Origin of the sequence: Paenibacillus sp. AN1007, from assembly GCF_040702995.1 — a bacterium.
GTDB lineage: Bacteria > Bacillota > Bacilli > Paenibacillales > Paenibacillaceae > Paenibacillus.
Genome location: NZ_CP159992.1, coordinates 2,395,459 through 2,421,957 on the forward strand (window position 1 = coordinate 2,395,459; position 26,499 = coordinate 2,421,957).

Genomic DNA, 26,499 nt, shown 5'->3' on the forward strand with positions numbered 1-26,499 from the left:
AAAACCGGAACAGTGATGTCCCGGTTGATCGTCATTCCATATTATTAGATGAACATTCCATTTATTTAGTTGAGAAGCCAGTCGAGTTTCTGAATTCAGAAACGGTCATTCCGGTAACTTTTTTAAACACCTTCACGAAATAATTCGAGTTTGGATATCCCACACGGGAAGCTACCTCTTCAGCAGAAAGCGAGTATCGCTTCATGAGATCTACAGATTTACGGATACGAACCTGGGTCAGGTATTCAAGAAACGTCATCCCCATTTCCCGGCTAAATCGATGACTGAAATAATGAATGTTTAAATTCACTAAGCCTGCGGCATCCTCAAGCCGAATGCTTTGGGCGAAATGTGCTTCTACATAACGAAAAACCGGCTCCAGCCATGTTTGCGATTTCATCCTAGCGGTGGCGGATAAGTCATTGAACCGTTTAATCATCTGTAAAAAGCAGGACTTTAATTCGTCCCATGTTCGGATGGAATCCACTGAATAAAAGGGGAGGGTCATAAAATCGGACTTCTCTGTATCAATCAGCATATTCATGTTCGATGGATCATTTTGATAAATTTTAAGCATACACTGGACCAAACGGAACGCAGTATAGGGAGAATAACGTGTCTCTAGTTCGCTGCCTACGGCGTCCAGCCACTTCGCCATTTCTTCCTCTGAAGCTGATTTCAATATGCTTATAAATTGCTGCTGCCATTGTTGAAACTTTATGTCTAGCTGCTCCTGAACAACATTTAGACTCGCATCAAAGCGGTACAAGCCTGGCCCATTGAAAAAGGATCGGTCAATCATTTGCTCTGCTTGGTTTCTTATCACTTTACACTTCTGAAAGATCAGATGATCAGACATACCGGCTGATACTGTAATGGCAAGATTCTGCTTCACTGTGTCCATCCATTCTTTTACCAGACCGGCCATCATCGTTGTTTCTTCCGAATTTGTTTCTCGACTAAAGAGTAAGCCGTGAAAAAAGCCTTGATCAAACCCTAGAGGAATTGCATGAGTCGTTTTATTCATAAGATCTTGCAGGAGAAAGCCCAAGGCAGTCTGGTCATCATCGTTGCCTGAGTTATCCGTTGACCAAATACGAATAGCAACCCAACAAACGAAAGCAGCTTCTTTCAAAAGGTCTGTAAGCACAGGGTACTCTTTGTGAGAGAAATCCGCCGCAAAAGCAACAATACCCGGAAGTATTCTGGATTGTGCCATCAGTCGCTGCCTTTCTTCATCCATGGCATTGGCCCGGCTCTGTCTAGCGCGAACCTTTGAGGAGAGTCTCTCTGATAATCGGGTCAGTGTTGAAATCAATTCATCTGGGTCGAACAGATGCTTTGGAATATAGTCCTGCACACCCAATTGGATTGATCTTCTTGTATATTCAAACTCTTCATAGCTGCTCAGGACTAAAATGATCATCTCTTTATCCGTCTCTCTAATTCGTCTTATCAATTCTAGACCATCCATTTCAGGCATTCGTATATCGGTCAGCAGCACTTCGGGGTAACCATCTGTAGAAAAGGCCTCCCATGCCTCCTTGCCGTTCCGATAAACCCCTTGTATTTCATAGCCATTTTCATGCCAGTCAATAATAGTTTGAAATCCAACCCGAACCAGGGATTCATCATCTACAATCGCGATTTTAATCATTTTCGTTTGGCCATCCTTCTTTCAAGATAGGAAGCTTTAATTCCACAGTAGTGCCTGCTCCCCGTTCACTCGTAATGTTCATTCCGTAGGCAGGACCATAGAACATTTCAATCCTCTCTTTCACACTCAATAATCCGATGTGGCTTCCAGTTCCGCTGCTCATAACCTGCTGGATTTCAGATAAGCGCTCTTGATCTATTCCGCTGCCATTGTCCCATACCCGAATACTAAGCATCCCTTTCTCTGCTTTTGCCTCCAGACGAATCTGTCCTGAATGATCAATAGACGACAAACCATGAACTATAGCATTTTCTAAGAGCGGCTGAATCAAAAATTTAAGCAGCCGATACGGTTTCACCTCATCCTCCAGTTCGACCTGAAATATAAAGTTTTGATGACGTACTTGTTGAATCTTGACAAATTCACGCATGACGTTAATTTCGTTTTCAAGCGAAACAAGTTCATTGGTGTCTCTGATCGAGTATCTCAACAGATTGCTCAATGCATCAACTATCTCTTTTATATGATCCTGTTTTCGTATCATGGCCATCCACCGGATAGTATTTAACGTATTGTAGATGAAGTGAGGAGAAAGTTGATTTTGGAGCACTTTTAACTGCACCTGCCGTTTGCGTTCTTCACTGGCCTTTACTTCACCTAATAGATTGTAGATTTCATACATAACAGAAATAAAGGTTTCATTCAGCTGCGTAATTTCTCTGGCCCCTCTGAATTTGGTAAGGGAGTTAGGCTTCTCCCCGCGCAATCCTCTCCGCATATTGGCAAGAAGCCTCGCGATCGGCAAAGCAATGTCGGTACGAATCAGGTAGGAGGCAGCCAAACCAAGGACCAGACTTCCCCCGGCCAGCCAAGCTGCAAAAACACTCATTCGGTAGACGGTGGCATACACGGTATTTAGAGCATACTCCGCTGTAAGCGTCCATTCATTGTAATCAATACTTTGTTCAAGACGTAAAACTTCAGAAAAGGTATCTTCCTGTATTACTTGTTCTTGAAGCAGCACTCTATCCGGACCGTTAAGGAAAAAAGCAGTATTGGAACCTGCCATAGCAGAGCTAAGAACGTCCCTGAGTACATTAGAAGAAACAATAAGATAAAAATATCCTATAGGTCGGAAGTTCTCATCTTTAATGACACGCCCTAACCTGAAAGCACTTACATCATTATCTGTAGTATAACCTGACCTTACAGAATCCCAATAAGGTGCTCCGTTGGCTGTAACCGTATTTGACTTTCCTTTCTCACTTAAAGGCTCTTGTTCATCTTGGCCGATGATAAAGGTCGTGTTGTCAGTCATAAATACACATCCTTTGATACGGTTGCTGTCTAGTCCTCCAATGATCGGCAGCACACTTCGCTCCAGCTGCTGCTGCAGTTCGATTTTTTCAAATTCGTTATGTACCGGTTCAGACAGAATTGCTCCTATTTCATCTGAGGTTAGAATGTGCAGACTCACATTGTTATAGGTCTCTATGGTTGCTTCCAGTTTGTCTACAGTCAGGCTCGTAATCGAATCGGAATATGACTCGGCGTTGGTACGGATCGCAGCATTATAGTTCTGGGCTAAGAGACTTAGTCCAACGATAGAGGGGAGAACAAATAAGGGCAAGTAAAACAGGACCAGCTTCTTGGTCAAACTCCAACTATTCCATCGACGATTTAACCATTTGTATCCAGGTAGATAGGAAAGGGATTTTCTCATGCCAGATTCTTCTATACCTCCTATGCTGCTCTTAAAGAGAGTAACAGCCCTTACCTGATTCATTTAAACAACCAAGCAGTTCTTTAAAAGTAGCATAGCCGAAAAGGTGCAGCCCGGCAACAAGGTATCTATGTCAGGATGTAGTTAGCTAAGCAACTGGAAAAAACAAAAAGCCGCTATAAGCGACTTTTCTATAAAGACCTGATAAAATTAATCTTTATTTCAATTTGTTTTCTTCGGATATAGCATCCATTAATATTTTCTTGGCTTTAGCGCCATGATCCGAGTAATCAAACATGGACATACTTCCCCACCCACTGTAATCTGGAGCCCAATACCGGATACCTATAAGCCCATGTGTTTTACCCCACTGAACCACATCATGATAGATTGCCGCTTGTCCTTCTTCATTATGCGGATATCCCTTGATCGTGTTTGACCATCCCGCATATGCGCCCTGCACTTCACCTGAAGGATAAGAAAACTCTGCGATAAATACAGGTATACCCACCTCTTTGTTAATGGCAGTAACTATTTTTTTATACATAACCATTTTGTCGATGTACACTCCTGGCGCGCTGGGATAAAAACTAATTCCAGCAGTATCAATAGGGAATCCATTTTCCTTTAACGTCTTGAAATATGTGACTGCTGTTTTCACTGTTGTTACTACCGTGGCGATGTGAGTAGAAAACTTAACATTGCTTGAATCAAGTCCTAAACTCGTGTACGCCTCTTTAATCCCTTTAGCTACCGCAGTCATCTGCACTGCATTGTATTTCCATATATTATTTTTCAACCAATTGGTTCCCATCACAGAATAGACATGTCTCATAAAGCCCGGAACTTTTTCCAACTTTTCGTTTACTGCGGTTTTCAACCCAATGCTTACCCCTGCAAAACCATAGTTTGCTTCGTTACCAATGTTCCAGTTCTCTACTTTGACGCCTGTTTTCAAAAGTTCGGTTGCCACAAATTTTCCGTATGCTTCCAAGACAACGTTCATTTCACCCAAAGTTAATTCTTCCCAAGGCTTTCCATTTTGCAAAGCATATATCTCGGGATATCCTTCGAAATTAGGTGCTTGCTGCCGATCCATATCCATGTATGTGTAAGCCAGCATAATTTCAGGGTTCAACGGTATGTTTAATTTGGCTGCCATGTGAGCCAGCTCTAATCCCTGCTCCAAGGTATGGAAATTTGCATTTGAGTCTTCCTCACCATTCACGATATTATCTTCAGTAGGAGATCGTTTAGTCGCAATTCTTGCGTACATTTCCGTAGCCCCTGATGAAATATAGATCTTTTCTAATTCCTCTCGACTTTTCGCAGTAACGTCTCCTGCTGTATACGTAGTATTCCCCGTCTTAAATTCATTTCCCGAAAACGGGCTTACCGAAAGCGCTGCACGGAACTTCTCTGTAGTGGCAGCAGGTACATAATCTTTATCTTCCACATATACTGATAAATTTCTTACGATAATCCCTGCTATGATTAAAATAATGATAAGTAAAGAAATCATGATCTTTGTTCTTGTTTTCATGTGATTGAATACATACTTTATTTTCTTCATGATGAAAGAAGTCTCCCTTTATAGCTAAGCTAGGTAGTATTTTAATTAAAGTATAATCTGAAATAAATCGTTTAATATGTGCTTCGTTAACAAAAATTACAGAGACGAGAGATCATCCCTATTCGCCATATTCTAATCCTTCCCCTTTCACTTTTCTGAATTCCTTGAGCTGTAAACCGAGCAACCTGTACCCCCATGATAACGAAAAAGAAAGAAAAAAAATAGTACGAAAGGGCAAGCCCTTTATGTACGATGGGGCAACGGAATCAGCCCGAACTATTTGTGAGCATTTTTCGGTTGGCTTATAACTAAAAAGGATATTATTTGAATTTCTATGTATTTTTGTGATAGAGTTTCTTTGAGGTTGATAGTTTTGATATCAAATCGAAGTTTATCATATTAAAATCAGAGGTGGTGTTGGAAAGATGAACTCAGAACAGAGCAGCATCGTCATTCATGAGATATCAAAGTTACAAACTCCTGAACAATTATGGAATCCCTATGAGTGGTACAACGATATGCTTGTCAATAATCCGATATATTATGATGAGAAACAAAACGTCTGGAACGTATTTCGCTATGATGACGTGAATATGGTGCTTAGTGACTTCAAGCTGTTCTCAAGTATACGGAAAAGAAGTGTGTCACCTATTCCAAAAACAGTCAATACACGTGTAGATATCAATTCTACCGATCCTCCTATTCAACGTGATATACGTAAGCTGGTATCCAGTGCATTTACCCCAAGAAGTCTAAAAGAGTGGGAACCAAGAATCAGGATCATTGCAAAAGAATTAATAGATAATATGAAGCAGATGAAAAAGCCCGACATGATCCGTGATCTTGCCGTTCCTCTTCCTGTCACGGTCATTTCTGATTTGTTAGGCACACCAAGACAAGATCTTCATTATATAAAGAACTGGTCCGATATTTTGTTTTTCCCTAATTCAGATGACAACGTAACGGATCAAGTCGAAAGAAAATACCATGCGAAGTCGGAGTTCAATGATTATTTGCTTCCCATTGTTAAAGCAAAACGTCAGAATCCTGAGAAGGATATTATTTCTGATCTAACTCTTGCAGCGTATGAAGGGACACAACTTACAGATGAGGAAGTCGTAACCTTCAGCCTGGGTCTGCTTGCTGCCGGCAATGAAACAACAACCAATTTACTTGGGAACATGTTCTACACTTTCGCATATGAACAACCAGGAATATTTCAGGAGATTCTCTCCAATCACAGCCTTATCTCCAATGCCATTGAAGAAACATTGCGTTATCGCTTCCCCATCACACTAGATCGGGTATTGACCATGGATAGCGATGTGTTGGGTGTCCCTATGAAAAAAGGTAATATCATTGTTGTATGGCTTGGAGCCGCGAATAATGATGCAGAGCAATTCCCTGAACCAAACAAGTTTGATATACACCGAGAGAATAGTAACAAGCATCTTAGCTTTGGTAAAGGCCCTCATTTTTGTCTAGGAGCCCCTCTTGCGCGTCTTGAAGCTCAAATAGCATTAGAGTGCTTCGTTGAAACCTTTGCTGATATTGTTCCAACTGAAGCCTTTAATCCGGGACTGCATTTACACAAAGGGACACAAAATCTGCTTACTTTACCCGTAGAATTGAAAATTTTGGATAAGAGCATTATTTGATTTTTCTTCCATAAATAAAATAAGCGACCGGCCCTCTTTTGAACACTGAGGGAACGGTCGTTTTTGTATGAGGATTTTATTGAAATTAATCAGGACGTGTTTTGAATTTTATGTTAGTTAGTTCTCAATTCACTTGTTAATTTAATTACCGTTTGTCAAATGGCTTCTCTTATGCGTTAATAATTGAGCCCCCATCGACAAAAAAGGTTTGACCCGTTATATGTCTGGCATCTTCACTTGCCAGAAAAGCAACGACCGGAGCGATATCTTCATAAGGGTCTCCATACCGACCGATTGCCGTGGGCTTGAACCCCAGCAGCTGCGGGTCACGCTGATCTTCAGGCAGTGCATCCAGATGTGCGCGAATCCCATCCGTGAGGGCTCCAGGATTTACGACATTCACATTGATGTTTTCCTTGCCCCATTCTCGGGCAACAACACGCGACAACGCTCGTATTCCTTCTTTAATGGCAGCATATGCGGCATAACCCTCAAGCCCGTCATACCCTGCTCCTGAGCCAAAATTAATGATCTTTCCTCCACCTTGTTTTAAATACGGGTAACTTTCCTTCATCATGAGCCAAGTGGATATAAGTCCTGTTCGGTAGCTCTCATCAAGTGTATCCAATTCATGTTCCAAGAAGGAATGCGGTGTCCGAATAGCAATTGCTAAATTGACTAGAATGTCGATGGTATTGAATTTCTTAATCGTATCTTCAACCAGTAATTTGACCTGCTTAGGCTCAGACAAATCAGCAGTCTTGGCAAGAACCGAAAACCCTGCACGTTCACAACGTGCAGCGGTTTCCTCTAATGACGAGCCATTGATATCAGTAAGTATTAATGATGCGCCCTCTTCTGCCAGGCGTAGGGAGATGTAACTGCCCAGACCTCCTCCTGCACCTGTTACAATGGCAACCTTTCCCTTCAGTTTTCCCATGCTTCAATCCCTCCGCCTTTTTTGGATGCTTGCTGGATCTTATAAGCTGCTGTTTCAACTGGCATCTTCTAGAAGTTGGCTGATAATCAAGCGCACGTTCAGAATTTAGTATGCGACCGGGAACGCTTTGAGTCCCCGAATGATCATACCTGGCCTCCACTCCAGCAGTTCCAGTTCTGTATTTAACCGAATCTCCGGCAGCCGTTGAAGTAATGCATTGATCGCAATCTCGCCTTCAAGTCTCGCAAGTGGAGCGCCAAGACAATAATGAATTCCTTTACCAAAAGCAATGTGGTCATTGACTTTGCGAGTAATGTCAAACGTATCGGGTTCTTCATAATGACTGGAATCCCGATTCGCTGAGGATAACGCGACAAGCATCATATCTCCTTGGCGGATTTGTATTCCCTGAAACTCCACATCTTCTGCAGCCCACCGTACATTGTTTATTTCAGCTGGTCCATTAAATCGCAGCACTTCCTCAACCGCTGCTTGAATCAGATCAGGATCATCCATAAGGAGCTGCTTTTGCTGTGGATGTTCCAGCAATGCCAGCATACCGTTCCCAATCAGATTCACTGTTGTTTCATGCCCTGCAATGATGAGTACGAAAACAAGTGCATATAACTCCTGTTCCGTTAGTTTGTCACCTTCTTCCTCTATACTGATGAGATCGCTGATGAGGTCCTGTTGAAGATGTTTGCGCCGCTCCGTGATCAGTTCTTGTAAGTAATCGACAAAAGCCTTCATTACTTCATCGCTTTCCTGGCTCATCTGCGGGTTGCTGACACTCTCCATAATGGTGTTGGACCAGGCTCTGAATTTATCTTGATCCTCTAGTGGAACGCCTAGCATTTCACAAATAACGATAATGGGCAGAGGGAAGGCATAGTCCTCGATCAAATCAAACTCTCGAGTGCCTCCTGCCTGAATCTGTTCTAACAATTGATCACTTATTTCCACAATTCGTCCTCGAAGTCTCTCAATCATACGGGGAGTAAATGCCTTCTGGATCAACCGCCGAAGCCGACGATGATCTTCAGGACCAACACTGATCAGATTTCGTGAAATAATCGCCTGATGCGGAGGAAGTGTCTCCTCGTTTTCATTGTTATAGTTATCGAGAACTCCGGTTACAAAGCGGCCATCCTGCAAAATGTTGACGGCATCCTCATAACGGGTAACCATCCAGGCAGCATGCCCACTCGGCAGTAAAAGTCGATGCACAGGCTCTTCGGCACGCAATTTTTCGTAGACCGGGAAAGGCTGCTGAATGAATGAATGATCCATGAAATCAACTTTGGACTTGGAACGATCTTGATTTGTATTGGTAAACATCGTAACGCCTCCTAAAATGATAGTTAAAATATCAATACAATATAAAGACTATCATATTTAGGGATTTACTTTCAAATTACTTCGTTTAATTCCAGTAATACGAAATTCAACATTTTCTTGTCTCTAAACCTGCACTCCACTGTATAACTTGTGTACGATATTAGTTAAAAGAGAAAGTACACAAAGTCTGTAAAGAGAGTTTCACGAATTAAAAAAGACAAACGAAGGTCAATCAATGATCTTGGTTTGTCTTTTTAGGTTATTCACAAAAGACATCGATATTTATTAAATCAGGAATTATTGCTTCTGCTTTTTGTAGAAATCAATTAACATATTAAAAATGATTAAGTCATCACGGTAATCCTCTGGAGTTGTTTTTATGACCTGATCGTGAACAATTGCATCATAAAGTGCTTCCAGCTCAATCGTATAAGGGTCTTTATACGTATGGCGAATAACCGTTTCTTTGTACAGGTCCTCTTCTGTCTCTGATACGATTAATTTAACAGGTAGTCCTTGAATATAAGGTGTGTCAAATTCTACTCTAACCGTTTTATCCTTTCCGTACACTTCCAGATGAGCATCAAACTTACCTACGTTATTCATGCCTGTTTCATAAACAACATTGAAAGAAGGATAATTGAAAATGGCATTCATAAAGCCTCCACTATTAATAGCAAAACCGGATACGGATTCCGGCATTCCCAAAGCCTCACGCATGGCAGAAAGATCATGCGACCCTAACGCTGTAAGGAAATAGTACACCATAACTGTAGTCTCATCAGCGCCCTCACCAAGAACTTCGCTAATCCACTTTTTGGATTTTTCAGCCAGTTCTTTATTTAATTCTTCAGGAAAATCATTAAACTTTTTCGGGTGCGCTCCAGATTGCCTTATGAAATAATCATTTGGTCCAATAATATCTCGTACTCTTGCGTACAAAATCTGGTCTAACCCTCCTATTTCTTTAACTGCAGCTTCAAATGCGGGAGCATATCTTCGCATATAACCGACCATAACATGAACATTATTTCTGTTTTTCGCCTTGATCACAGCTTCTGCTTCGGATAATGACAGGACCATAGGCTTTTCGATGAAGACATGTTTACCTGCGTTGGCACCTGCTATAGCAGCATCTGCATGATATTCGTTACTGTTACAGACGAAAACAACATCAATATCTTCGTTATTAACAAGATCCTCTACATTTGTATAGAGATTTGAAATACCAAATTTTTCGCCGTTATATTTGAGGGAATTATACGAAACATCACATAGAGCGGTTACTTTGAATTGTTCTGATAATTCTTTAAGGATAGGCAGGTGTACGACTTGTGCAAGTTCTCCCGTACCAATAATTCCTACATTAAGAACTTTACTCATTAGAACTCATCCTCTCCGTATGGAAATGGCAAATTTCAATTTAAAATTTAATCGTGTCATTTAATTCCGCTGAACGATAAATCGCTTCAAGTATCTGAGTGACGACTAGTGCTTGTCTTGGTTCAACCACAGGATTTTTGTCTTCAAGAATTGCGTCGATCCATTGAGCCATTTCTCGATCAGCATCTGTTTCTTCTACGGGTGATATATACGATATACCGGCTGCATTCTGTAACTGGGTGTTAACGAGATTTCCATACATTTCTGTATTAAATATCAGTTCATTTGTACCTAAGGCTGTATTTCGGCGCATTTCGGCGCCTCCTTTTGTTCCAGATAACGTAGTCATTGCTTCTCTTTCATCTACTGAGTTCAGAGCCCAGGAACATTCTAGATAAATGGATGCGCCATTCTTCATTTTGATAAAAGAGAACGCTGACTCTTCTACGTTAAAATGATCCGAATCCCACGGGCCAAAAGGATTGGCTTTATTCTCATATCTTAATTTGTTGTGTACTACGCCGGTTACACTGTCAACTTCATAGTTATTCATCAACCATAGAGTCAGATCAAGTGCATGGGTGCCAATATCAATAAGAGCACCGCCTCCTTGCATTTCTTTATTTAGGAATACTCCCCACGTTGGGACACCTCTACGTCGAATTGCGTGCGCTTTAGCTACATAAATTTCTCCCAGATCGCCATTAGTACACGATTGTTTCAAAAGTAATGAATCTTTTCTGAAACGATTCTGATATGCGATTGTCAATTTTTTACCTGTACGCTCAGCAGCTTTTACCATTTCCTCAGCTTCTTGACTATTCATGGCCATTGGCTTTTCACACATGACATGCTTCCCTGCCTCTAAGGCCTCGACAGTCATTGAACTGTGTAATGCATTCGGTGTACAGATATGAACGACATCAATTTCAGGATCTTGCAGCATATCTTTATAATTGGTATAAACTTTTTTATCATTTCCTACCGAATCAGCAGCTTTTTTTGCTTTTTCTTCATTTCTATTAGCAAAACCTTTGACCTCTACCTTATCAGACAGTTTGAGTAATGCTGGTAGATGCTTTTCCATAGCAATTGCCCCGCAGCCAATAATACCTACATTTAATTTATTCATACTCAACACCCAATAAATCGGATAAGGCGCTAAAGCTTATCTCAACACTTTTCATTTCATCTATCGATATAACATCTTGCTCAACAATGATATATTTAGTGGCTGTGTGCTCTTTTACTAATTTGATAATTTCCTTAATATCCAGCTTCCCTTGTCCTATTTCTACAAAATTATCAGAATTAAACAATGGAATGAAATCATGTAAAGTTATCGCTTTTTCCTCGTTTAATGTTTCGAGTATATTTATTGAGCTAATTGGATGAGGCAAATCTTTTATATGAATGAATTCACATCGAGTTCCAAGTTGTTTTAGCAACTGCTCGACATTTGCCCCTCCTCTAATAGCCCAATAGATATCTAATTCAAATTTCAAATAATCAGGACTCGTATTTTCTAATAGGATCTCAAATACCGTTTTCCCATCAAACTTTTGAAATTCTTGAAAATGATTATGATAATACAGCTGGATCCCGTGTGTCCAAAGTCTCTTTCCATACTCATTTAATCGCTTACTGAAAGCGATTGCGTCATTAGCTCCTTGAAACAGCCTCATAGGAATAATGGCTCTATTACACCCCAACTCTTTGTGATAAGAAATTATTACATCGAGTTCTTGCTCATTTAATTCGGCTGGAATATGTGTTCCAATTACTTGTATGCCTGCCGTTTCAGTCATTCGTTTTAAATCACTGGCAGACAGAGAGTTGATATTAAAAGCGCTATCGCTTTGAAAATCAACTGGGATTTCAATGTGCTTGTACCCAATTGTTGATAAATCCTGTAATGTTTTAATTCGATCTTCATTGAATTTATTTCGAACAGAAAACATTTGTAAACCAATTTTAATAGACAATAAAGTGACCTCCTCTTTTAATCTTTTCCCAATACTTTAGCTTAATCATGGGGCCAAACTCCCCAAGAGCCTGGACCCCAACGATTTAATTACGATGTCTTTATAACGCTTGAAGGACGGCTCCATATCCTTCGATGTTGAAGACCGTCAAAATCCAGCTTCAGATTGCCATACTCGTCTTTTCGGGCCGGATGAAGATCCACGTACTCGATTGCAAGGCGAGGAATATGACCATCCCCTCCCCCAAAGCTTGAAAGGTTCGGCAAAACGTCCTATTTGTTCGGGAACGCCTTCGAAATGCGATTGCGTTTCTCCTGGTTGTCAAGATAATACAATTCCAACGGGACCAATCAAGCCGCAATCTAGCGGCAGCCGGTTAGGATCGAAAATGCTTAGCGCATTGTTCAGCGTAGTAGCCACTTCGACCTCTAGCACGTTGTCTTCTCCATAGCGTAAGTATTCTCCGATCGGAATATGACGCCCGATCTGATCCACACCGTGGATCTCTTGGCCATTAACGAAGACCCTGAACGTATCGGACACCTCACCCATCTCTAAAATAACGGCAGCGGAAGTATCATTCCGCTCTTCAATGCGGAAACTTGTCCGATATCGTCCAATTCCGGATACTTGCCGAAGCACCGGAATGTGAGTCCAGGAGCGCAGCTCGTCAAGTTCAAGCTCGATCCTTTCAAGCTTCGTCTCCGTCGGATGCGCGCCTGCAGTCCAACGGTCCACGACGAGAGACCAGTGATCTGGTATGATCCGCGTACCTTTCGCAATCATATCGCGATATTCCTCGCGCTGAAGCGCTTCTGTCCATTCATCTGCAACCGCGATCAAAGCAGTTCCGTTCGGAGCGAGTCGCAGCTTCGCCGTCGTTTGACCGGAGCCTGTATGAACAGCGGCCATCGGGCATATTGTTCCATCCCAAGCGTTCAGCTTGAAAGGATTCCCTGTCCCTGTGAACTGCACTTCTCCCTCGAATGCCTGCACTTGACTTGGATTGTAGATGAAGTAAAAGGAAATACCGTTTTCGTACCGACGGGCATTCAACAGAGGCGACTCGCACTGGACTTGAACAGCAGGAATGACGGAAAGCTCGCCCAGTGCCGCGACCGCATCTTCTTGAGTCTTAACCGCTCTTACCGTCGGCAGGTTTAACAGATGCTCGATTTGATCGCACAGCTCGACGTCTTTGGCTCTCATCTTGTCCTTGCTGCCAAAGAACGAACCAGCATGATTCGGAGCTTCTCCAACGACCACGACAGGTAGTCCGCTCTCCGCGAAGGCGATCAGTTGATTGGCTGTTTCAATCGGGAGATCGGACGCTATCCAGTCTCCGGTCAACGACTTCTTGCGCATATCTACGACGATAGCGCGATATGCCGGACCGTCTGCTGCCAGTACGGATTGCCCCTCGAATGTACCAATCTGGGCACGCGGTGAATCCAACAAACAAGGACTTACAAAGTCATACGTGAAACCGGCTTGTTCATAAGAAGTCAATTCCGTTCCCATCGCGCCATGAATTCCATCAATATGATAACGATAAATCGCCAGATCTACCTTCGGCTTACCAAGTTGAAGCAGATATTGAGTGCGCGCGATATAGTCTGTGAGGGCTCTTGCATGAAGGGAATTTGGTTGGCGTCCTCCCCATTCGTTCGAGAACCTCGACCCCATGAGCGATAAACCCGGCCATTTGAACATCGCTTCGAAATGTTCCGAAGCAGATGAAGTATCGTAGGACATACCGTGAAGAACCGCCTGGTTGACGCCAGCCGCAAAGCCTCGATGCAATTGCCAGAGAAGGCCGAAGTCCTGTCCGGTCCACGTCTGCTTGTAGCCATAACCCATAACAGCGCCTACCTCAATCGAATAGATCTCGCGATCATATAGATGAACTGCCCCCGATTGGATTCGGTAACCATCGGTCGAATCATGGAAACCGAGCGATTCCGTCTCCGGGATGTCAACTTCGTAAAGGCCCGTGGAGAGCTCGGTAGGCATGCCGTATGTTTGATAACGAAGCTTCATATGATGTCCGTTTGCCCACCTTCTTATTGTCCGTAGGTGATTGTCCCGGAACATATCTGTCAAGGTTTGAAAGAAGTCGTTCCTGATGCGCAGGTTTGCCGAGCGGTCAGCAAAATCGTAATCCGAGTCTCCGTCCGTCCGATTGCCCGCACCTAGCTGATACAAACCTTTGACGAATATCGAAGGCAGATAAGCAGTCAAATCATAGCCTCGACGCATACGGAACTCCTCTAATACGGCGGGAGACCAGATCGCGACGGGCATCGGCGCTGCACCGTACATCCCGCCCAGCATGGTTGCGTTCAATTCAATGGAATCACAGAACAAGCTTCCGGCGTTCTTCTCGTATAAGGCAAGAATCTCAGGGTCCGCAAACAGGCGTTTGTCCCAGAAACCCGTAACTGCATCGGCTGCAGCTTTCGAGAAGTGATCGATCGCGGGAGCCCCGATCGAGTCATTCATCTGTCCGTTCGTTTGGCTCCAAAAGCCGAACAAGCACCATTCTCCGTCAAGAGGAGCTGTCCATTCTATCTTTCCGTCGTCAACGCTGAAGGTAAGATCGGTCGCCGTTTCCAGTTCTAGCGTTACGACTTCGCCTATGGACTCGCCTCTGTATCTCCGAGCAGCCGTCACAGCAACAAGTTTATAAGGACGTGACGGATCGATCGTCTCTGGGATAGGAATTGCTTCGTTGTAAGTCCCTACAACTACCGCCGTCCCGATATGCAATCCATGTGTGCAGCGATCGTCATTCTTGTCCATGACAGCGGGCGTTGCGATCGGCCATAGCGGTCCTACAGTGAAATCCAACTGAAAGTTAAGCGGAATGGCGGCTTCGAGCGCATCTTTCATCCGATTGTTCCATTCATCACTTCCGAAAACGAAGCGGCCATAATCCGCTGGATTTACATCTGCCGAAGGGATCGGGAAGAAATGGATGATTTCCGCACCGCCGTAGCCTGCCTCCGCCATCCACTCGATCTCCCGTTTAATCTCGTCTTTGTCCATGAATGCGCCGGGAAGCCACCACCTCATTTTCGGGCGATAGCGCTTGGAGGTAGTTTGGAATTCTGCTGGATTCCATGTATTCATTTCAAACACTCCTTAATTGAGAAGATTGGGAAACTTTAATTTTTCAAAACTGTTATACATTCATTATAAGAACTTTGATTTAGAGAAACTGTAACGGAAACCAAACATCATATAACGCGATCTTAATCTGTGTTATCAATTAGAATAGAGAGGAAGCAAGTCAAAAATTCGCATTTGCTTCATGAAAAGAGTACAATTAACTTCAAGTTAACTTTAACTATTAAAGGAGCATCTTGATATGTACAGTATTAGTGAAATTGAGAAGATCACAGGTTTACGTCCCTCCACCCTACGTTATTATGAACAAGAAGGCATCTTACCACATGTGGAACGGAATGCTTCAGGTAGAAGAGAATATTCAGAAGAGGTTTTAGAGTGGCTTGAACTGGTTATCGCTTTAAAAGATACGGGAATGTCTATTGAAGACATTAAGACTTATACAGAGCTGATTCGCCAAGGTGATCCTTCCCTAGATGCCAGAAAACAATTTTTGCTTATGCATAAAACCAAAGTGGAACGTACTCTGGCTCAGACTCAGTTCCATCTGGAAAAGATTATTCGGAAGATAGCGATTTACGATATTTTAATGCATAAGAAGATGACATAGTCTATGAATATTCTTATTTCAAAAATGAGTATTGACTTCAAGTTAACTTTAAGAGGTAGAGTAAAGTTATTACCTTGAAGGAGTGATTACATTGTCAGAATCAAAAGTTTGGCTTATCACTGGATGTTCAACAGGATTTGGGCGGCACATCGCGCAGAAAGCGATTGAAGCAGGTTATAAAGTTGTCGTGACCGCACGTAATGTGCAGCAGGTAACAGATCTTGTTGCCGGGCATGAGGATCAGGTAATTGCTCTCTCACTGGACGTGACTAATCCAGATCAGATCCGCAATGTGGTTGACCGTACGATTGAGAAGTTTAACCGTATAGATGTGCTTGTGAACAATGCAGGTATCGGATATTTCAGCTCCGTTGAGGAAAGCGTAGAGGAAGAAACCCGTAAGATGTTTGAGGTTAACTTCTGGGGTCTCATGCATGTAACTAATGCTGTTCTTCCACATATGAGATCACAAAAAAGTGGTCACATTATAAACTTCTCATCCATTGGCGGTCTGGCTTCATTCCCGACCCTGGGCTATTATCACGCTACAAAATACGCTGTTGAGGGCATATCCGAGAGTCTCTCCCAAGAATTAAAACCTTTTAATATTCATGTGACTTTAATAGAGCCAAGCGGTTTTCGCACAGATTGGGCTGGCCGTTCTTCTGTCAAAACAGAGACAAGCATCCCTGAGCTTAAAGAATCCATCGTCGGACAAATGCTGCAAGGGATCGAACTCGGTGTTGGTCAAGAAAATGGAGATCCTGCAAAGGCTGCCGATGCAGTTATTAAAGTGGTGGAAACAACGGAACCGCCTCTTCGTTTGCTGCTGGGACAACAAGCCTACGATACAGCGACCTATAAATTCAACAGCCTGCTTGCCAGTATAGAACAATGGAAAGAAACAACGATAAACGCAGATTACAAATAATTAAATCTTGAATTACAAAATTTCACAGGGCATCACTTTTTGATGTGATAGCCTTGTGAAATTTTGCTGTTTGTCAGAAAGCGCATGCTGTTTACGATTTTAATTTCAATGCATAGTCTGGTTTGGATTTAGTCTTGAGAGATAAAGCAGCTGAAGGTTTTTGCTCCACGCAATGCATGCTCCGTACCATCTGGAAGCTTAACTATAGCCGAAGTTGCTATAGGCAATTTAGCTTGAAGTAAAAATTGATGCTCCTTTATACGCCATTCGATCTCAACCAATCCTTGCTTTGTTGCAACACTGCCCTTCGCCCACTCTAACTTCCCCACGTGCGGCTCGATTTTAATGCTAGTTGATCCCGGATCGGCGGGTGATACACCAAGTATAGTAGCTGGGAATTCAGCGAGCGGAACTGCACTCCAAGCATGACAATCGCTTCTTGGATTCACTTCCATCTCTGGAAGTGTCGTCAAACCTTGTGAAGTGAATACACGCCAGCGATCCCACAGTCCAAATATTTTATGCTGTAGGCCCACTTTCTTTAAAGCTTGAATCATTAAATACGAGAACGGCAGCGTTACCTGGTGAATTGGCTCATCCAGTGTGCGTTCCATCAGTCGTCGGGCTTCTTCTCCTTCGATTGCTCCTGCAAGGATCGATATAATCTGAGTGTGCTGACTATATATCTCCAGCCCAGGCATATCGCGAAATAACTGACGTTCTTCAGACCAGGCAAGCTTTCTCAAGGCATTACACACTTGTTCTGCTCTCGATTCCATCGTTGATGCAGTTTGACTCCAGCCTGCAGCATGTAATAATGCTGCGGATTTCCTTAACGCTGCTGCATACATGAAACTCAGCAAAAACATGGGACGATCCACGCTCTCAGGCGGGGCACCCAGCGGCCATGCATCAACCCAATCGAAATAGGTCCAGAATCGGTTTGAAGTTACACCAACGATTCCGTCATCCGTTAATCTTGTATAAAACCAATCCATTAATTCAATGATGGCAGGTCGATATTGTTCCACTAATTGCAGGTCTCCATTAAACTCAAAATGCTCTGAGATCATATCCACCCAGTAAAGTGAAAAGGATGGAATGACTTGAGGCTCTACCGATGGAAAACGTGCTTGAAGTAATCCGGAAGGTTGTCTGGATCGATAAAAATCGTCTATGGTTCTCCTTGCCATTCTGTCATCGCCGCTAACATTATACGTAAACAACATCATGAGTCGACTATCCATCGCATACTGGAGCTGTTCGTAATAAGGACAATCTTCATAAGTTTCGTGCATACAAAGTTGTAAGGTTCGAATGCTCAGATCCCATATCTTGTTAAGTTCTTGATCTGAAGATTCAAATTGAGCTTTTACTTCTAATGGATATCCGGTTTCTCGGTACGACAACTGCAGCAATTCAAGTGGTGTATCTTCTGTTTCAATTTCCAAACGAACGTAACGGAATGTTCTGAACCAGAAGGGCTCGTATACCTCATCCATTACATTTTCATTTACTTGTCCTGCAGCAATATAGGTATCGAATTCACCCATTAACTGTCCGGTGTTATCTTCTCGATCTCCTTTTTTTCGCTGCATTTCAGTGCTCTCGTGAGGTTCATAACACTCGGCGCCCATCAATCTCACTTTAGCACCTCGGCCATTGCGCATCCGTATGTTGAGATAAGCGGTTGTCAATTCTCCAGCATCTAAATCCACCTGGATTTTATGTCCGCTTGGGATTAGCAGCGATGATGTGTTATCAAGCGTATTTTGTAGAAACTGTTCAGCCTCTTCGACTCCCACACCCGTTGCTTTTGTTACTTCAACAAATTGTTTTTCTTCTTCGTACATAAATGGTATGGGTCGAGGTAACAAGTTCCATGGACTAAGGATCCCGGCGAATCCACGTGTCTCGGCAAATGGGACAGCATGTTCCCAGCTAGAATCATCATAATAAGGGAACTCCCAGCCTTGCGGTGCGCCATTCCCTTCTACTTCTTCTACGCCTCCCATCCAACGAATTAGCTCTTTGGATACATGTCTGTATCCTTGATGACGGTAGGTACGCCAGTTTGCATCAGAGTGGAGTGGCATTATCTCAGTGCCGTTTTCGTCTCGTAAAGAGGCCTCTATTAGCAGGCCAGCAGACTGTGAGCGCCAAACGGAAATGGGGCCTCCCTCTCCAATTTTGAATGGTTCCATCGCAGGATAACGGAGCACCTTTACTGCGAGTACGTTGTTACCTGGAAAAAGATATTCACTTACATCTACGGATTCGTAATATGTAGTATGCATATCGCCTTTACAAGGGCCGATCGAAACGGATGTACCGTTAACATAGAGTCTGTATCTGCTATCTGCAGAAATATTAATCACTAATTTGGGTGATATCGATTCACCGATGTGGAAGCTTTTTCTGAAATACACAAGGCGATGCTCAGTATTTGCCTGCTCCTCCGGCTGCCTTACATCCCATATCCATTTCCCTCTCCAGTACCGGTTCTCCTGAACAGAAGTTTCACCATATTTCTGAAGCTTCTCGTTTAAGGAAGCCCCCCGCCCTTTTTCACCTGAGAACTGAACTGTTCCCATGTATGGTAAAGATATTGATCCAGTACAAGTTTGATGTTGAAAAGTAAGTTCGATGTCATAAGACTGACCTGATGGATCTATTCCTTTTGCCGAAAGTACGTTTTCATTCAAACGAACCTGTTCAAAAGAAAGGTTTAGATTCATCGGTTCCGTTTCTACTACAAGCTGAACAGCCCCGCTGCTGTCTTTAGTGATTGTAAATACGGCATAAAACTGAAGGTAGGGCGTCTTAATGGTTCCATTCCATAATTCATGCATTTATTTAACTCCTTTCTTTTTTTATTCTTCTGCATATTAAAGCTTCAATTCAGCGTGAATTGACTGTAATATTTCTTGGGATACAGGGGAATGAGGAAATGAAGAAAGCATTTTAAGAGTAAAGCCTTTGGTATAATCAAGGTGCGGAGACTGTACCAGTTCGGGCAGGTATTTATTCAATATTGCTCTAGCCTTCTCATTACTCAACATATCGCCCAAAGTCGAAAATGATCCCCATTGGGCATTGGTTGCAATAAACCTTCTTTTCTTCAACCATTCCTCGCACAAAACGGGCCAATGCTGCGCCTCAAGATGATCTTCTGCCAAGCCAATTCCATGCATGCCACTTTCGAACAGATGTAGTGCAAACGGAATATTATGCTTACGGAGACCATTTGCGAACAGGAGACTGTTTTCCAAAGGTACACCGTTATCTTCAACCGTATGCCATAAAAACACCGGCGGCGTATCTGCAGTAATTTGCTTTTCGTTGGATAACAGATTCAGTAGATCGGGATCTGTTTGCCGCTCTCCCAAAAGCGCTTCTCGACTGCCTTTACTGGTAAATTCATCGTTCATTGTGATGACTGGATAGCCAAGGACCATGAGGTCAGGACGACTGCTTTGCTGATGGATTGGATCATTCGAATGAGGATTTCCGAGATCAAAATGGGTCCCTACTGTCGATGCAAGGTGACCTCCTGCGGAGAATCCCATGATGCCAACCCTTTTTGGATCCACATTCCATTCAGATGCGTTTGCTCTAACAAGACGGATGGCTGTCTGAGCATCCTCTAGCGGAGCAGGGTGTTGGTGTGGAGATACTCTGTAGTTCAATACAAAAGCCGAGATACCTATACGATTAAGCCACAATGCGACTGGCTCCCCTTCATGATATGCTCTTGTGGAGTAAGCACCACCTGGACAGATAATCATGGCAGGGAAAGAGTTATTTCCTTCTACTATATATGGTGTTAGCAAATCCATAGTAATCGCTCCTAGTATGTGATGGAGGTGCAACAATATAAATTTTAGTGGACAGATCTAGTTCGGAATATAACTATTTCTTAAGGTCGAATAATTCAATCTGAACTAGCTGTTATATTTCAAACTTATTGCTCAGATTATTGTTTATTGACTGAACGTTATCATAAACAAAAAAGGCACCTCCCTGGAGAAGTGCCTTTAATCTATATTAACCGAGAGACATATCATTGGCTGAGTAACGCATAAAGATGTTAGAATGCTCCGTTATTGAACACTATAAATAAAGCTTGCTTCTTTGTTTTCAAGCATGTACCTTGCATCTATTATCCGAATGTTGCTCGCATGATCGGTTAGAACTTGAAACTCTGGCCAGGCAGTAACAATGACACAAATATCACTACCTGCTGCGATTTCATCCAGGGAGTTTGCCATCTTTAATGGATAACCGTAGTGCTCTTCAAAATTCCTCATAGCCATCGGATCATAAGCAGAGAGGTTCGTACATCCCTCATCCAGAAGTGCTTCGATAATCCCTACAGCAGGGGAGTGTCTAACATCATCACTGCCAGGTTTGAAAGCTAAACCGAGTATGCCGATTTGTTCATCCCGATGTTTTAGACTTCTGATTACTTTTCTGACCGTGTGTTCAGATATATCAAGATTTACTTCCATAACAGCGTTCAATACCTTTGCTTCAACACCATGTTGATTTGCCGCATTTTTCAGAGCAAGAGTGTCCTTAGGAAGACAATATCCTCCGAATCCGCAGCCGAGATAAACATAATTTATCATTCCAGCCGGAGACCCTGACCAACGTTTATCCATGTGCAAGAGGCGGAATAACTCAGGTATATTCACCTGTCCTATATGTTCTGCAATTAGTGCCTGTTCATTTGCGAAGCTGATCATCGTTGCGAGCAATGCATTGGAAGAAAATTTGAGCATTTCTGCTGTTTCTGCGCTCACTTGGGCATATGGCACAGTAAAACTTTCATAGAGCTTTACAAGTGAATCTGACGTTACCCGATCTAATTCACCTATGATGATTCGATCAGGATGCATAAAGTCATCCCAAGCGTTACCTTCTCTCAAAAATTCCGGATTGTATGCCAAGCCGATATCTTGTCCAACTCGAAGTCCGTAATCCTCTATAACTGGCTTGATCTTGGTGCGCATCGTGCCTGGGGGTATAGTTGATTTGACTATGATGCTTGGATATGAATCTTTAGATGAAAATCGACATATGTCTTTAACCACATTAAGCAGCATAGACAGATCAAGGCCTGCTCCTTCAAGGTAAGGAGTACCGACACTTATAAAAATCAGTTTAGCATCGGAAAGGGATTCCTCCAGACTGTCACACAGTACTACATTTTCATTCAAATGTTTGTTCAGCATAGTGGATAAACCTGGCTCATGAAATGGAAGTTCACCCTTGCTCAATTCTATTGTTTTATAGATATCCGAGTCATATGCCTTTACCGAATAGCCTTTTTCCGCAAACCCCAGCGCCGCGGTTAGTCCAACAAAACCTAATCCAACAACAGTAATATCTATGGAATCTTTCACATTCATCTCCCCACCCCGCAACTGATCAAGTAACGCCGGATTCCTTGTTCTAATCCGATTTCAGGATTGAAACGAAGTAGTTTTCTCGCTTTTTCAATGCTGGGGCATCTTCGTTGTGGGTTATGAGTCAAATAATGGGGATCAGCTGATTTTTGATATGTAACTGCAGGAAAATACCCTGTTAGTACCCTTGAACATTCAGCAAATAGTTGTGCCAGACGGGATACGCTGATTTCTTGGGAATCGGCTCCAATATTAAATACATCAAATTCAGAATGAGTTATGACTTTAAAATACCCCACGATGGCATCCGCAATGTAACAATACGTTCGGGTTGGTGTACCATCTGATAGAATATCAATTGCTCGCTTTTCTTTGATCGCTTTGGCAAAGTCTGCAGCAGCTCTCTGATCACTCAGCTCAAGCCCGGGACCATAATTGTTGAAGGGGCGAACAATACGCACCGGGAGCTGATGCTCTTGATAATACAACGAGCAGATCGTTTCTCCCATCCGCTTGGACTCATCATAACAAGCCCTCGGCCCAATGGTAGCTACATTACCGTTGTATTGTTCTGAGGTGGGTATATACTCTGGATCGGGATTACCATAAATCTCGCTGCTTGAAAAATATAATATGCCTTTCGGTTGGTGAGACAGACAAGCATGTAACAGACGCTGCAAGCCAAATACATTAGCCTCCAGCGTACGCAGTGGATACTTCCGGTAAAATGATGGTGATGCGATGGATGCCATGTGAAAGATATAATCAGTCCCCGAAATATAATCAGAAAATGAATCCGTAGTCACGTCAAAGACAGCTGCAGTTAAGGGCTCCCCTACGGCCTGAAGTCGTTCAAGCCATGAAGGGATTCCTTTAGGAAAACGATCCAAAACAGTAATATGTTTAATCGGCATGCCTGACCTGTTTATATGTAAAAGGGCAAGCACGAGGTAGTAACCAATAAAACCTCCACCTCCGGTAATTAAAAACCGACATCCTGAAAATAAATGTCTCTGCTCCAATTTTTGAGTTATATAGTTCAAGTCTTCTTCAATGATTTCGTTTCCGAAGAAACCAGGCTCCCAGTGAAGGTTGAATGTACGAGATTGGTCATGTTCTATTGAATCTAACCCCATATTTTCCATGGTGCATTCCCTTCCTCCCATAATTGTTCCAATTCCTGTTTGTCCCGAATCGTATCCATACATGCCCAATAACCTTCATGATAATAGGCCATTAATTGTCCCTGATGAGCAAGTTCTGGTAACACATGGCGCTCTAATTCTGTCTGATCTCCATGGATATAATCCAATACCTTTGGTTCCATAACAAAAAAACCCGCGTTTATCCATTCATCAGATAACTGCCCCTTCTCTTGAAAGGAAGTTACTGTACGATCCTGACATTTCATTATGCCAAAGCGGGCTTTGGGTCTAACTGCTGTTACGGTTACAAGCTTGCCATGACTTTTATGAAAGCTTATCAGCTTATGAAGATCGATATCTCCGATACCGTCGCCATAAGTTAACATAAAGGGTTCACCGTGTAGACGCTGTTTCAATCGCGCTATTCTTCCCCCGGTCATTGTGGCTTGTCCCGTATCGATTAGATTGATTTTCCAGTTCAGTTTTGTTGCTGTTAGTAAATCGGTTTGATTTTGATCCAGACTCACCGAGAAATCATTATATAAAAACGGGTAATCCAGAAAATACTTTTTGATATAATTAGATTTATATCCCAGAGCGAGCTCGAACTCATGAAACCCCTGCGAACTATAGATATGCATAATGTGGCACAAAATTGGCATGTCACCGATCTCAACCATAGGTTTAGGGCGTACTCTCGTTTCCTCTGCAAGTCTTGTACCTAAACCTCCACATAGAATCACTGTTTTCATTAGAAGTGACTCCCTTCGTTTCCGGTTTCGCGATTCATTGTTGCATGTTGCTGTGCGTATTCCATAATCGTTTGATGCCATATCATTCGTTCCACACTTAAATGTCCTTCAGCTTGCCGAACATCAGGGTGAAGACAGCGATTGGCGAAGGCCTGTAGTTGATTCACATAATAATTCATGGGTTCAAATTGTTTTAAATAAGTCTGCGGATTAGAATCGTTCAGACGGATTTTCAAGCTGTAGAAGCCTGTTAATGGTTTGAAAAAGTTCGGAACAACCACTGTTGCCCGCTCAAAGTAAAGCGTATGCATGGCTTTATAAGGGAGTTCGAATGAAGTCAAAACATTCGCTTCAAACCCATTACCATATCGAAGTTTGGCATTAAACGTCCAGTCACAGCCATCGGGGCCATCAAAATTAGAAAAAGCTGAAACTCGACTTCCTTCCAGGCCTACCAAATGCTGTATCCATTGAAGCCAGTAACAACCAAGGTCATTAAAGCAGCCTCCGCCTTTAAGTCTCACACTACGATAATTATCACGATGACTTTTGGGTGCTGGAATGCTAATACGGGTTTCTGTCCGATTTAACAAGCCGTATTGACCAGAGTTTACAATGGCTTTGAGAGCAGCTTGCCAGGGATGATGTGCAGTTATTATCCCTTCCATGAAGACGAGTGAAGGAGATTGCTTCAGAGCACTCGCAAGCTGCTGGGCATCCTCCTTCCCTAATCCTGCAGGTTTTTCTACAAGCACATGTTTGCCAGCCTCAAGTGCACATAAAACCCATTCCATATGGAGGTCATTGCTAAGTGCAATATAAACGGCATCAACATGCGGATGCTCCAGTACCTCCTCAAGAGAGTGCAGGACATGAGGGATGGAGTATCGTTGGGCCAGGTGAAGTGCCTTCGAGCGGGTACGATTAGCTATGGCTACTACCTCCACCTGTGGTATATGCGAAATGACATCCAAAACAGCACGGCTAACGATAGCTGCACTGCCAAGTATGCCAAGCCGGCAAGTGTTTTTGTTGAGCTCGTTCATATATGAGTCAGCGACGATGAGCCATGCAGGTATAATACATTGCATTTTGAACAGGCGGGGGACAACTGTTTTCCTAATGTGGTTCGTATTTGATCATAAGCTTTCGAATGCCAAATATCGGATAATGATTGATCATGCAAGTTGCCTACAGAAAATTCGGAGAAAAACTTACAGGCACTTACATTGCCTGTTGGTGTAATATCTGCTCTTGTGCTCAGTGCCAAACAATTCGAAGCACAGCGTGAAGTCATTGAACGACCACTCACGAAATCTTCAATTTCATCAAAGTCCAGTCCAGGCTGATATCGAATCCGTGTTTTCCATGTATGTTCATTAATTGCACTGAGTTCCATCATTAATGCTGGAATATGCTCGGGTTTGATGTGATATTTAAAAGCATGCCAGCTGCTGCGGTGCTGCTGGTCCATGGGATGAAGCCAATTAAAGTTTTCCTGAAAAAAGGTATCCATTTCTGCCGACGTTTCATGTGAGATATACCAGGGGAAACATAATAAAACCAGATCAATCCCTTTTTCTTCAAAGAATTTCATTAATGGATGTAGTTGACCAATCATACTGTCGTTAATTACCGTGTGTATCGATATTTTCCCCTGAAACTTTCCTTCTTTACGCAGCTCCATCAGCCGGTCGATCTGTTTCATCACTTTGTCAAATGATCCTTTTCCACGTATCAGATCATGTTCTTTCTCAAACCCTTCAATGGCAATAAGTAACTCAAGGTGAGGTGAGATACGACACAACTCATCTTCAAATTTCTCGATCAGGTATGCGTTAGTACAAATCGTTGTTTCTCGGGGGTCTTTTTCAAGCAAGTCGAGAATACCACGAATATCCCGGTGGAAAAGCGGTTCTCCACCCCATAAATACAGTCTGGACTTCGTATGATGAGTTTCTTCCAATACTCGCTGAAAAACAGCAAGGTCCATGTCCATATTTTGTTCCGTTTTATCCATATCATGATGGTAGCCCGACTCATTCCACTGATAACAGTGCTTGCATCGCAGATTGCATCGATTGGTCAGTTTTAACGCAACCACTTCGGGCATGTCCATCTTAAATGAAGGGTTTAGCTTTCGCTCTCTATGCGGAATAACCACATTTCTCATCGTTCGTTTCAAAATCTCAAATGATTTATCATCCATTTCTACCCGACTGTTAGGCTGCATCATATCTCTTCCTTTCAGACTGAGATTTTGT

General features: G+C 42.8%; 19 protein-coding genes. 3 read left to right on the forward strand and 16 right to left on the reverse strand.

The annotated features are described in order from the left end of the window. Positions 1-61 precede the first annotated feature (61 nt). The 3 genes from ABXS70_RS10730 to ABXS70_RS10740 form a co-directional block, all read right to left on the reverse strand. The gene (locus tag ABXS70_RS10730; RefSeq protein WP_366295701.1) at positions 62-1,657 is read right to left on the reverse strand and encodes a response regulator; all 1,596 of its coding nucleotides are present in this window, start codon (positions 1,655-1,657) and stop codon (positions 62-64) included. Continuing rightward, a complete protein-coding gene (locus ABXS70_RS10735) occupies positions 1,650-3,380 on the reverse strand; it encodes a sensor histidine kinase (protein ID WP_366295703.1) in 1,731 nt (576 codons plus the stop codon). Before ABXS70_RS10735 ends, ABXS70_RS10730 begins: the two co-directional genes overlap by 8 nt. A gap of 217 nt (positions 3,381-3,597) precedes the next feature. Then, positions 3,598-4,953, reverse strand: coding sequence for a glycosyl hydrolase 53 family protein (locus tag ABXS70_RS10740; RefSeq protein WP_366295705.1), 1,356 nt, complete (start codon positions 4,951-4,953; stop codon positions 3,598-3,600). Positions 4,954-5,378: 425 nt separating this feature from the next. Between ABXS70_RS10740 and ABXS70_RS10745 the strand changes: the two genes are divergently transcribed. Then, positions 5,379-6,611, forward strand: coding sequence for a cytochrome P450 (locus ABXS70_RS10745; protein WP_342551232.1), 1,233 nt, complete (start codon positions 5,379-5,381; stop codon positions 6,609-6,611). Positions 6,612-6,780: 169 nt separating this feature from the next. On the opposite strand, the gene ABXS70_RS10750 is transcribed toward ABXS70_RS10745, so the two are convergent. The 6 genes from ABXS70_RS10750 to ABXS70_RS10775 form a co-directional block, all read right to left on the reverse strand. Then, positions 6,781-7,551, reverse strand: a complete 771-nt coding sequence (locus tag ABXS70_RS10750) for an SDR family oxidoreductase (RefSeq protein WP_342551231.1) — start codon at positions 7,549-7,551, stop codon at positions 6,781-6,783. A 105-nt stretch (positions 7,552-7,656) separates the two neighbouring features. Beyond that, positions 7,657-8,889 (reverse strand): cytochrome P450, encoded by a 1,233-nt coding sequence (locus ABXS70_RS10755; RefSeq protein WP_366295708.1) that lies wholly within the window; start codon positions 8,887-8,889, stop codon positions 7,657-7,659. 297 nt (positions 8,890-9,186) lie between these two features. Then, a complete protein-coding gene (locus ABXS70_RS10760; RefSeq protein WP_342551229.1) occupies positions 9,187-10,272 on the reverse strand; it encodes a Gfo/Idh/MocA family oxidoreductase in 1,086 nt (361 codons plus the stop codon). Positions 10,273-10,312: 40 nt separating this feature from the next. Beyond that, positions 10,313-11,404, reverse strand: coding sequence for a Gfo/Idh/MocA family oxidoreductase (locus tag ABXS70_RS10765; protein WP_366295710.1), 1,092 nt, complete (start codon positions 11,402-11,404; stop codon positions 10,313-10,315). Continuing rightward, positions 11,397-12,257 carry a sugar phosphate isomerase/epimerase gene (locus ABXS70_RS10770; protein ID WP_366295712.1) on the reverse strand — a complete coding sequence of 287 codons (861 nt, stop codon included), beginning with the start codon at positions 12,255-12,257 and terminating at the stop codon, positions 11,397-11,399. Before ABXS70_RS10770 ends, ABXS70_RS10765 begins: the two co-directional genes overlap by 8 nt. Positions 12,258-12,578: 321 nt before the next feature. Next, positions 12,579-15,389 carry a glycosyl hydrolase gene (locus ABXS70_RS10775; RefSeq protein ID WP_366295714.1) on the reverse strand — a complete coding sequence of 937 codons (2,811 nt, stop codon included), beginning with the start codon at positions 15,387-15,389 and terminating at the stop codon, positions 12,579-12,581. A 238-nt stretch (positions 15,390-15,627) separates the two neighbouring features. On the opposite strand from ABXS70_RS10775, the gene ABXS70_RS10780 reads away from it, so the two are divergent. Both ABXS70_RS10780 and ABXS70_RS10785 read left to right on the forward strand, forming a co-directional pair. Then, complete coding sequence (locus ABXS70_RS10780) at positions 15,628-15,996, forward strand: MerR family transcriptional regulator (protein WP_342551225.1); 369 nt, start codon at positions 15,628-15,630, stop codon at positions 15,994-15,996. Positions 15,997-16,078: 82 nt separating this feature from the next. After that, complete coding sequence (locus tag ABXS70_RS10785; protein ID WP_366295717.1) at positions 16,079-16,927, forward strand: oxidoreductase; 849 nt, start codon at positions 16,079-16,081, stop codon at positions 16,925-16,927. 128 nt (positions 16,928-17,055) lie between these two features. Here ABXS70_RS10785 and ABXS70_RS10790 read toward each other — a convergent pair whose 3' ends face one another. The 7 genes from ABXS70_RS10790 to ABXS70_RS10820 form a co-directional block, all read right to left on the reverse strand. Further along, complete coding sequence (locus tag ABXS70_RS10790; RefSeq protein WP_342551223.1) at positions 17,056-19,779, reverse strand: family 78 glycoside hydrolase catalytic domain; 2,724 nt, start codon at positions 19,777-19,779, stop codon at positions 17,056-17,058. A 36-nt stretch (positions 19,780-19,815) separates the two neighbouring features. Beyond that, positions 19,816-20,766 carry an alpha/beta hydrolase gene (locus ABXS70_RS10795; RefSeq protein WP_342551222.1) on the reverse strand — a complete coding sequence of 317 codons (951 nt, stop codon included), beginning with the start codon at positions 20,764-20,766 and terminating at the stop codon, positions 19,816-19,818. Positions 20,767-21,030: 264 nt separating this feature from the next. Beyond that, positions 21,031-22,341 (reverse strand): nucleotide sugar dehydrogenase, encoded by a 1,311-nt coding sequence (locus tag ABXS70_RS10800; protein WP_366295720.1) that lies wholly within the window; start codon positions 22,339-22,341, stop codon positions 21,031-21,033. Beyond that, a complete protein-coding gene (locus ABXS70_RS10805) occupies positions 22,338-23,483 on the reverse strand; it encodes an NAD-dependent epimerase/dehydratase family protein (protein ID WP_366295722.1) in 1,146 nt (381 codons plus the stop codon). The genes ABXS70_RS10800 and ABXS70_RS10805 overlap by 4 nt, the downstream gene beginning before the upstream one ends. After that, a complete protein-coding gene (gene rfbF, locus ABXS70_RS10810) occupies positions 23,465-24,235 on the reverse strand; it encodes a glucose-1-phosphate cytidylyltransferase (protein ID WP_342551219.1) in 771 nt (256 codons plus the stop codon). Before rfbF ends, ABXS70_RS10805 begins: the two co-directional genes overlap by 19 nt. Continuing rightward, positions 24,235-25,326 (reverse strand): Gfo/Idh/MocA family oxidoreductase, encoded by a 1,092-nt coding sequence (locus ABXS70_RS10815; RefSeq protein ID WP_366295724.1) that lies wholly within the window; start codon positions 25,324-25,326, stop codon positions 24,235-24,237. The genes rfbF and ABXS70_RS10815 overlap by 1 nt, the downstream gene beginning before the upstream one ends. Then, the gene (locus tag ABXS70_RS10820; protein WP_366296610.1) at positions 25,278-26,468 is read right to left on the reverse strand and encodes a radical SAM protein; all 1,191 of its coding nucleotides are present in this window, start codon (positions 26,466-26,468) and stop codon (positions 25,278-25,280) included. The genes ABXS70_RS10815 and ABXS70_RS10820 overlap by 49 nt, the downstream gene beginning before the upstream one ends. Positions 26,469-26,499: the final 31 nt, after the last annotated feature.

Excerpts from the sequence above, each read along its gene's own strand:
- ABXS70_RS10730 (WP_366295701.1), bottom strand. The coding sequence starts at position 1,657 with ATGATTAAAATCGCGATTGTAGATGATGAATCCCTGGTTCGGGTTGGA.
- ABXS70_RS10735 (WP_366295703.1), bottom strand. The coding sequence starts at position 3,380 with ATGAGAAAATCCCTTTCCTATCTACCTGGATACAAATGGTTAAATCGT.
- ABXS70_RS10740 (WP_366295705.1), bottom strand. The coding sequence starts at position 4,953 with ATGAAGAAAATAAAGTATGTATTCAATCACATGAAAACAAGAACAAAG.
- ABXS70_RS10745 (WP_342551232.1), top strand. The coding sequence starts at position 5,379 with ATGAACTCAGAACAGAGCAGCATCGTCATTCATGAGATATCAAAGTTA.
- ABXS70_RS10750 (WP_342551231.1), bottom strand. The coding sequence starts at position 7,551 with ATGGGAAAACTGAAGGGAAAGGTTGCCATTGTAACAGGTGCAGGAGGA.
- ABXS70_RS10755 (WP_366295708.1), bottom strand. The coding sequence starts at position 8,889 with ATGTTTACCAATACAAATCAAGATCGTTCCAAGTCCAAAGTTGATTTC.
- ABXS70_RS10760 (WP_342551229.1), bottom strand. The coding sequence starts at position 10,272 with ATGAGTAAAGTTCTTAATGTAGGAATTATTGGTACGGGAGAACTTGCA.
- ABXS70_RS10765 (WP_366295710.1), bottom strand. The coding sequence starts at position 11,404 with ATGAATAAATTAAATGTAGGTATTATTGGCTGCGGGGCAATTGCTATG.
- ABXS70_RS10775 (WP_366295714.1), bottom strand. The coding sequence starts at position 15,389 with ATGAATACATGGAATCCAGCAGAATTCCAAACTACCTCCAAGCGCTAT.
- ABXS70_RS10780 (WP_342551225.1), top strand. The coding sequence starts at position 15,628 with ATGTACAGTATTAGTGAAATTGAGAAGATCACAGGTTTACGTCCCTCC.
- ABXS70_RS10790 (WP_342551223.1), bottom strand. The coding sequence starts at position 19,779 with ATGCATGAATTATGGAATGGAACCATTAAGACGCCCTACCTTCAGTTT.
- ABXS70_RS10795 (WP_342551222.1), bottom strand. The coding sequence starts at position 20,766 with ATGGATTTGCTAACACCATATATAGTAGAAGGAAATAACTCTTTCCCT.
- ABXS70_RS10800 (WP_366295720.1), bottom strand. The coding sequence starts at position 22,341 with ATGAATGTGAAAGATTCCATAGATATTACTGTTGTTGGATTAGGTTTT.
- ABXS70_RS10805 (WP_366295722.1), bottom strand. The coding sequence starts at position 23,483 with ATGGAAAATATGGGGTTAGATTCAATAGAACATGACCAATCTCGTACA.
- rfbF (WP_342551219.1), bottom strand. The coding sequence starts at position 24,235 with ATGAAAACAGTGATTCTATGTGGAGGTTTAGGTACAAGACTTGCAGAG.
- ABXS70_RS10815 (WP_366295724.1), bottom strand. The coding sequence starts at position 25,326 with ATGCAATGTATTATACCTGCATGGCTCATCGTCGCTGACTCATATATG.
- ABXS70_RS10820 (WP_366296610.1), bottom strand. The coding sequence starts at position 26,468 with ATGCAGCCTAACAGTCGGGTAGAAATGGATGATAAATCATTTGAGATT.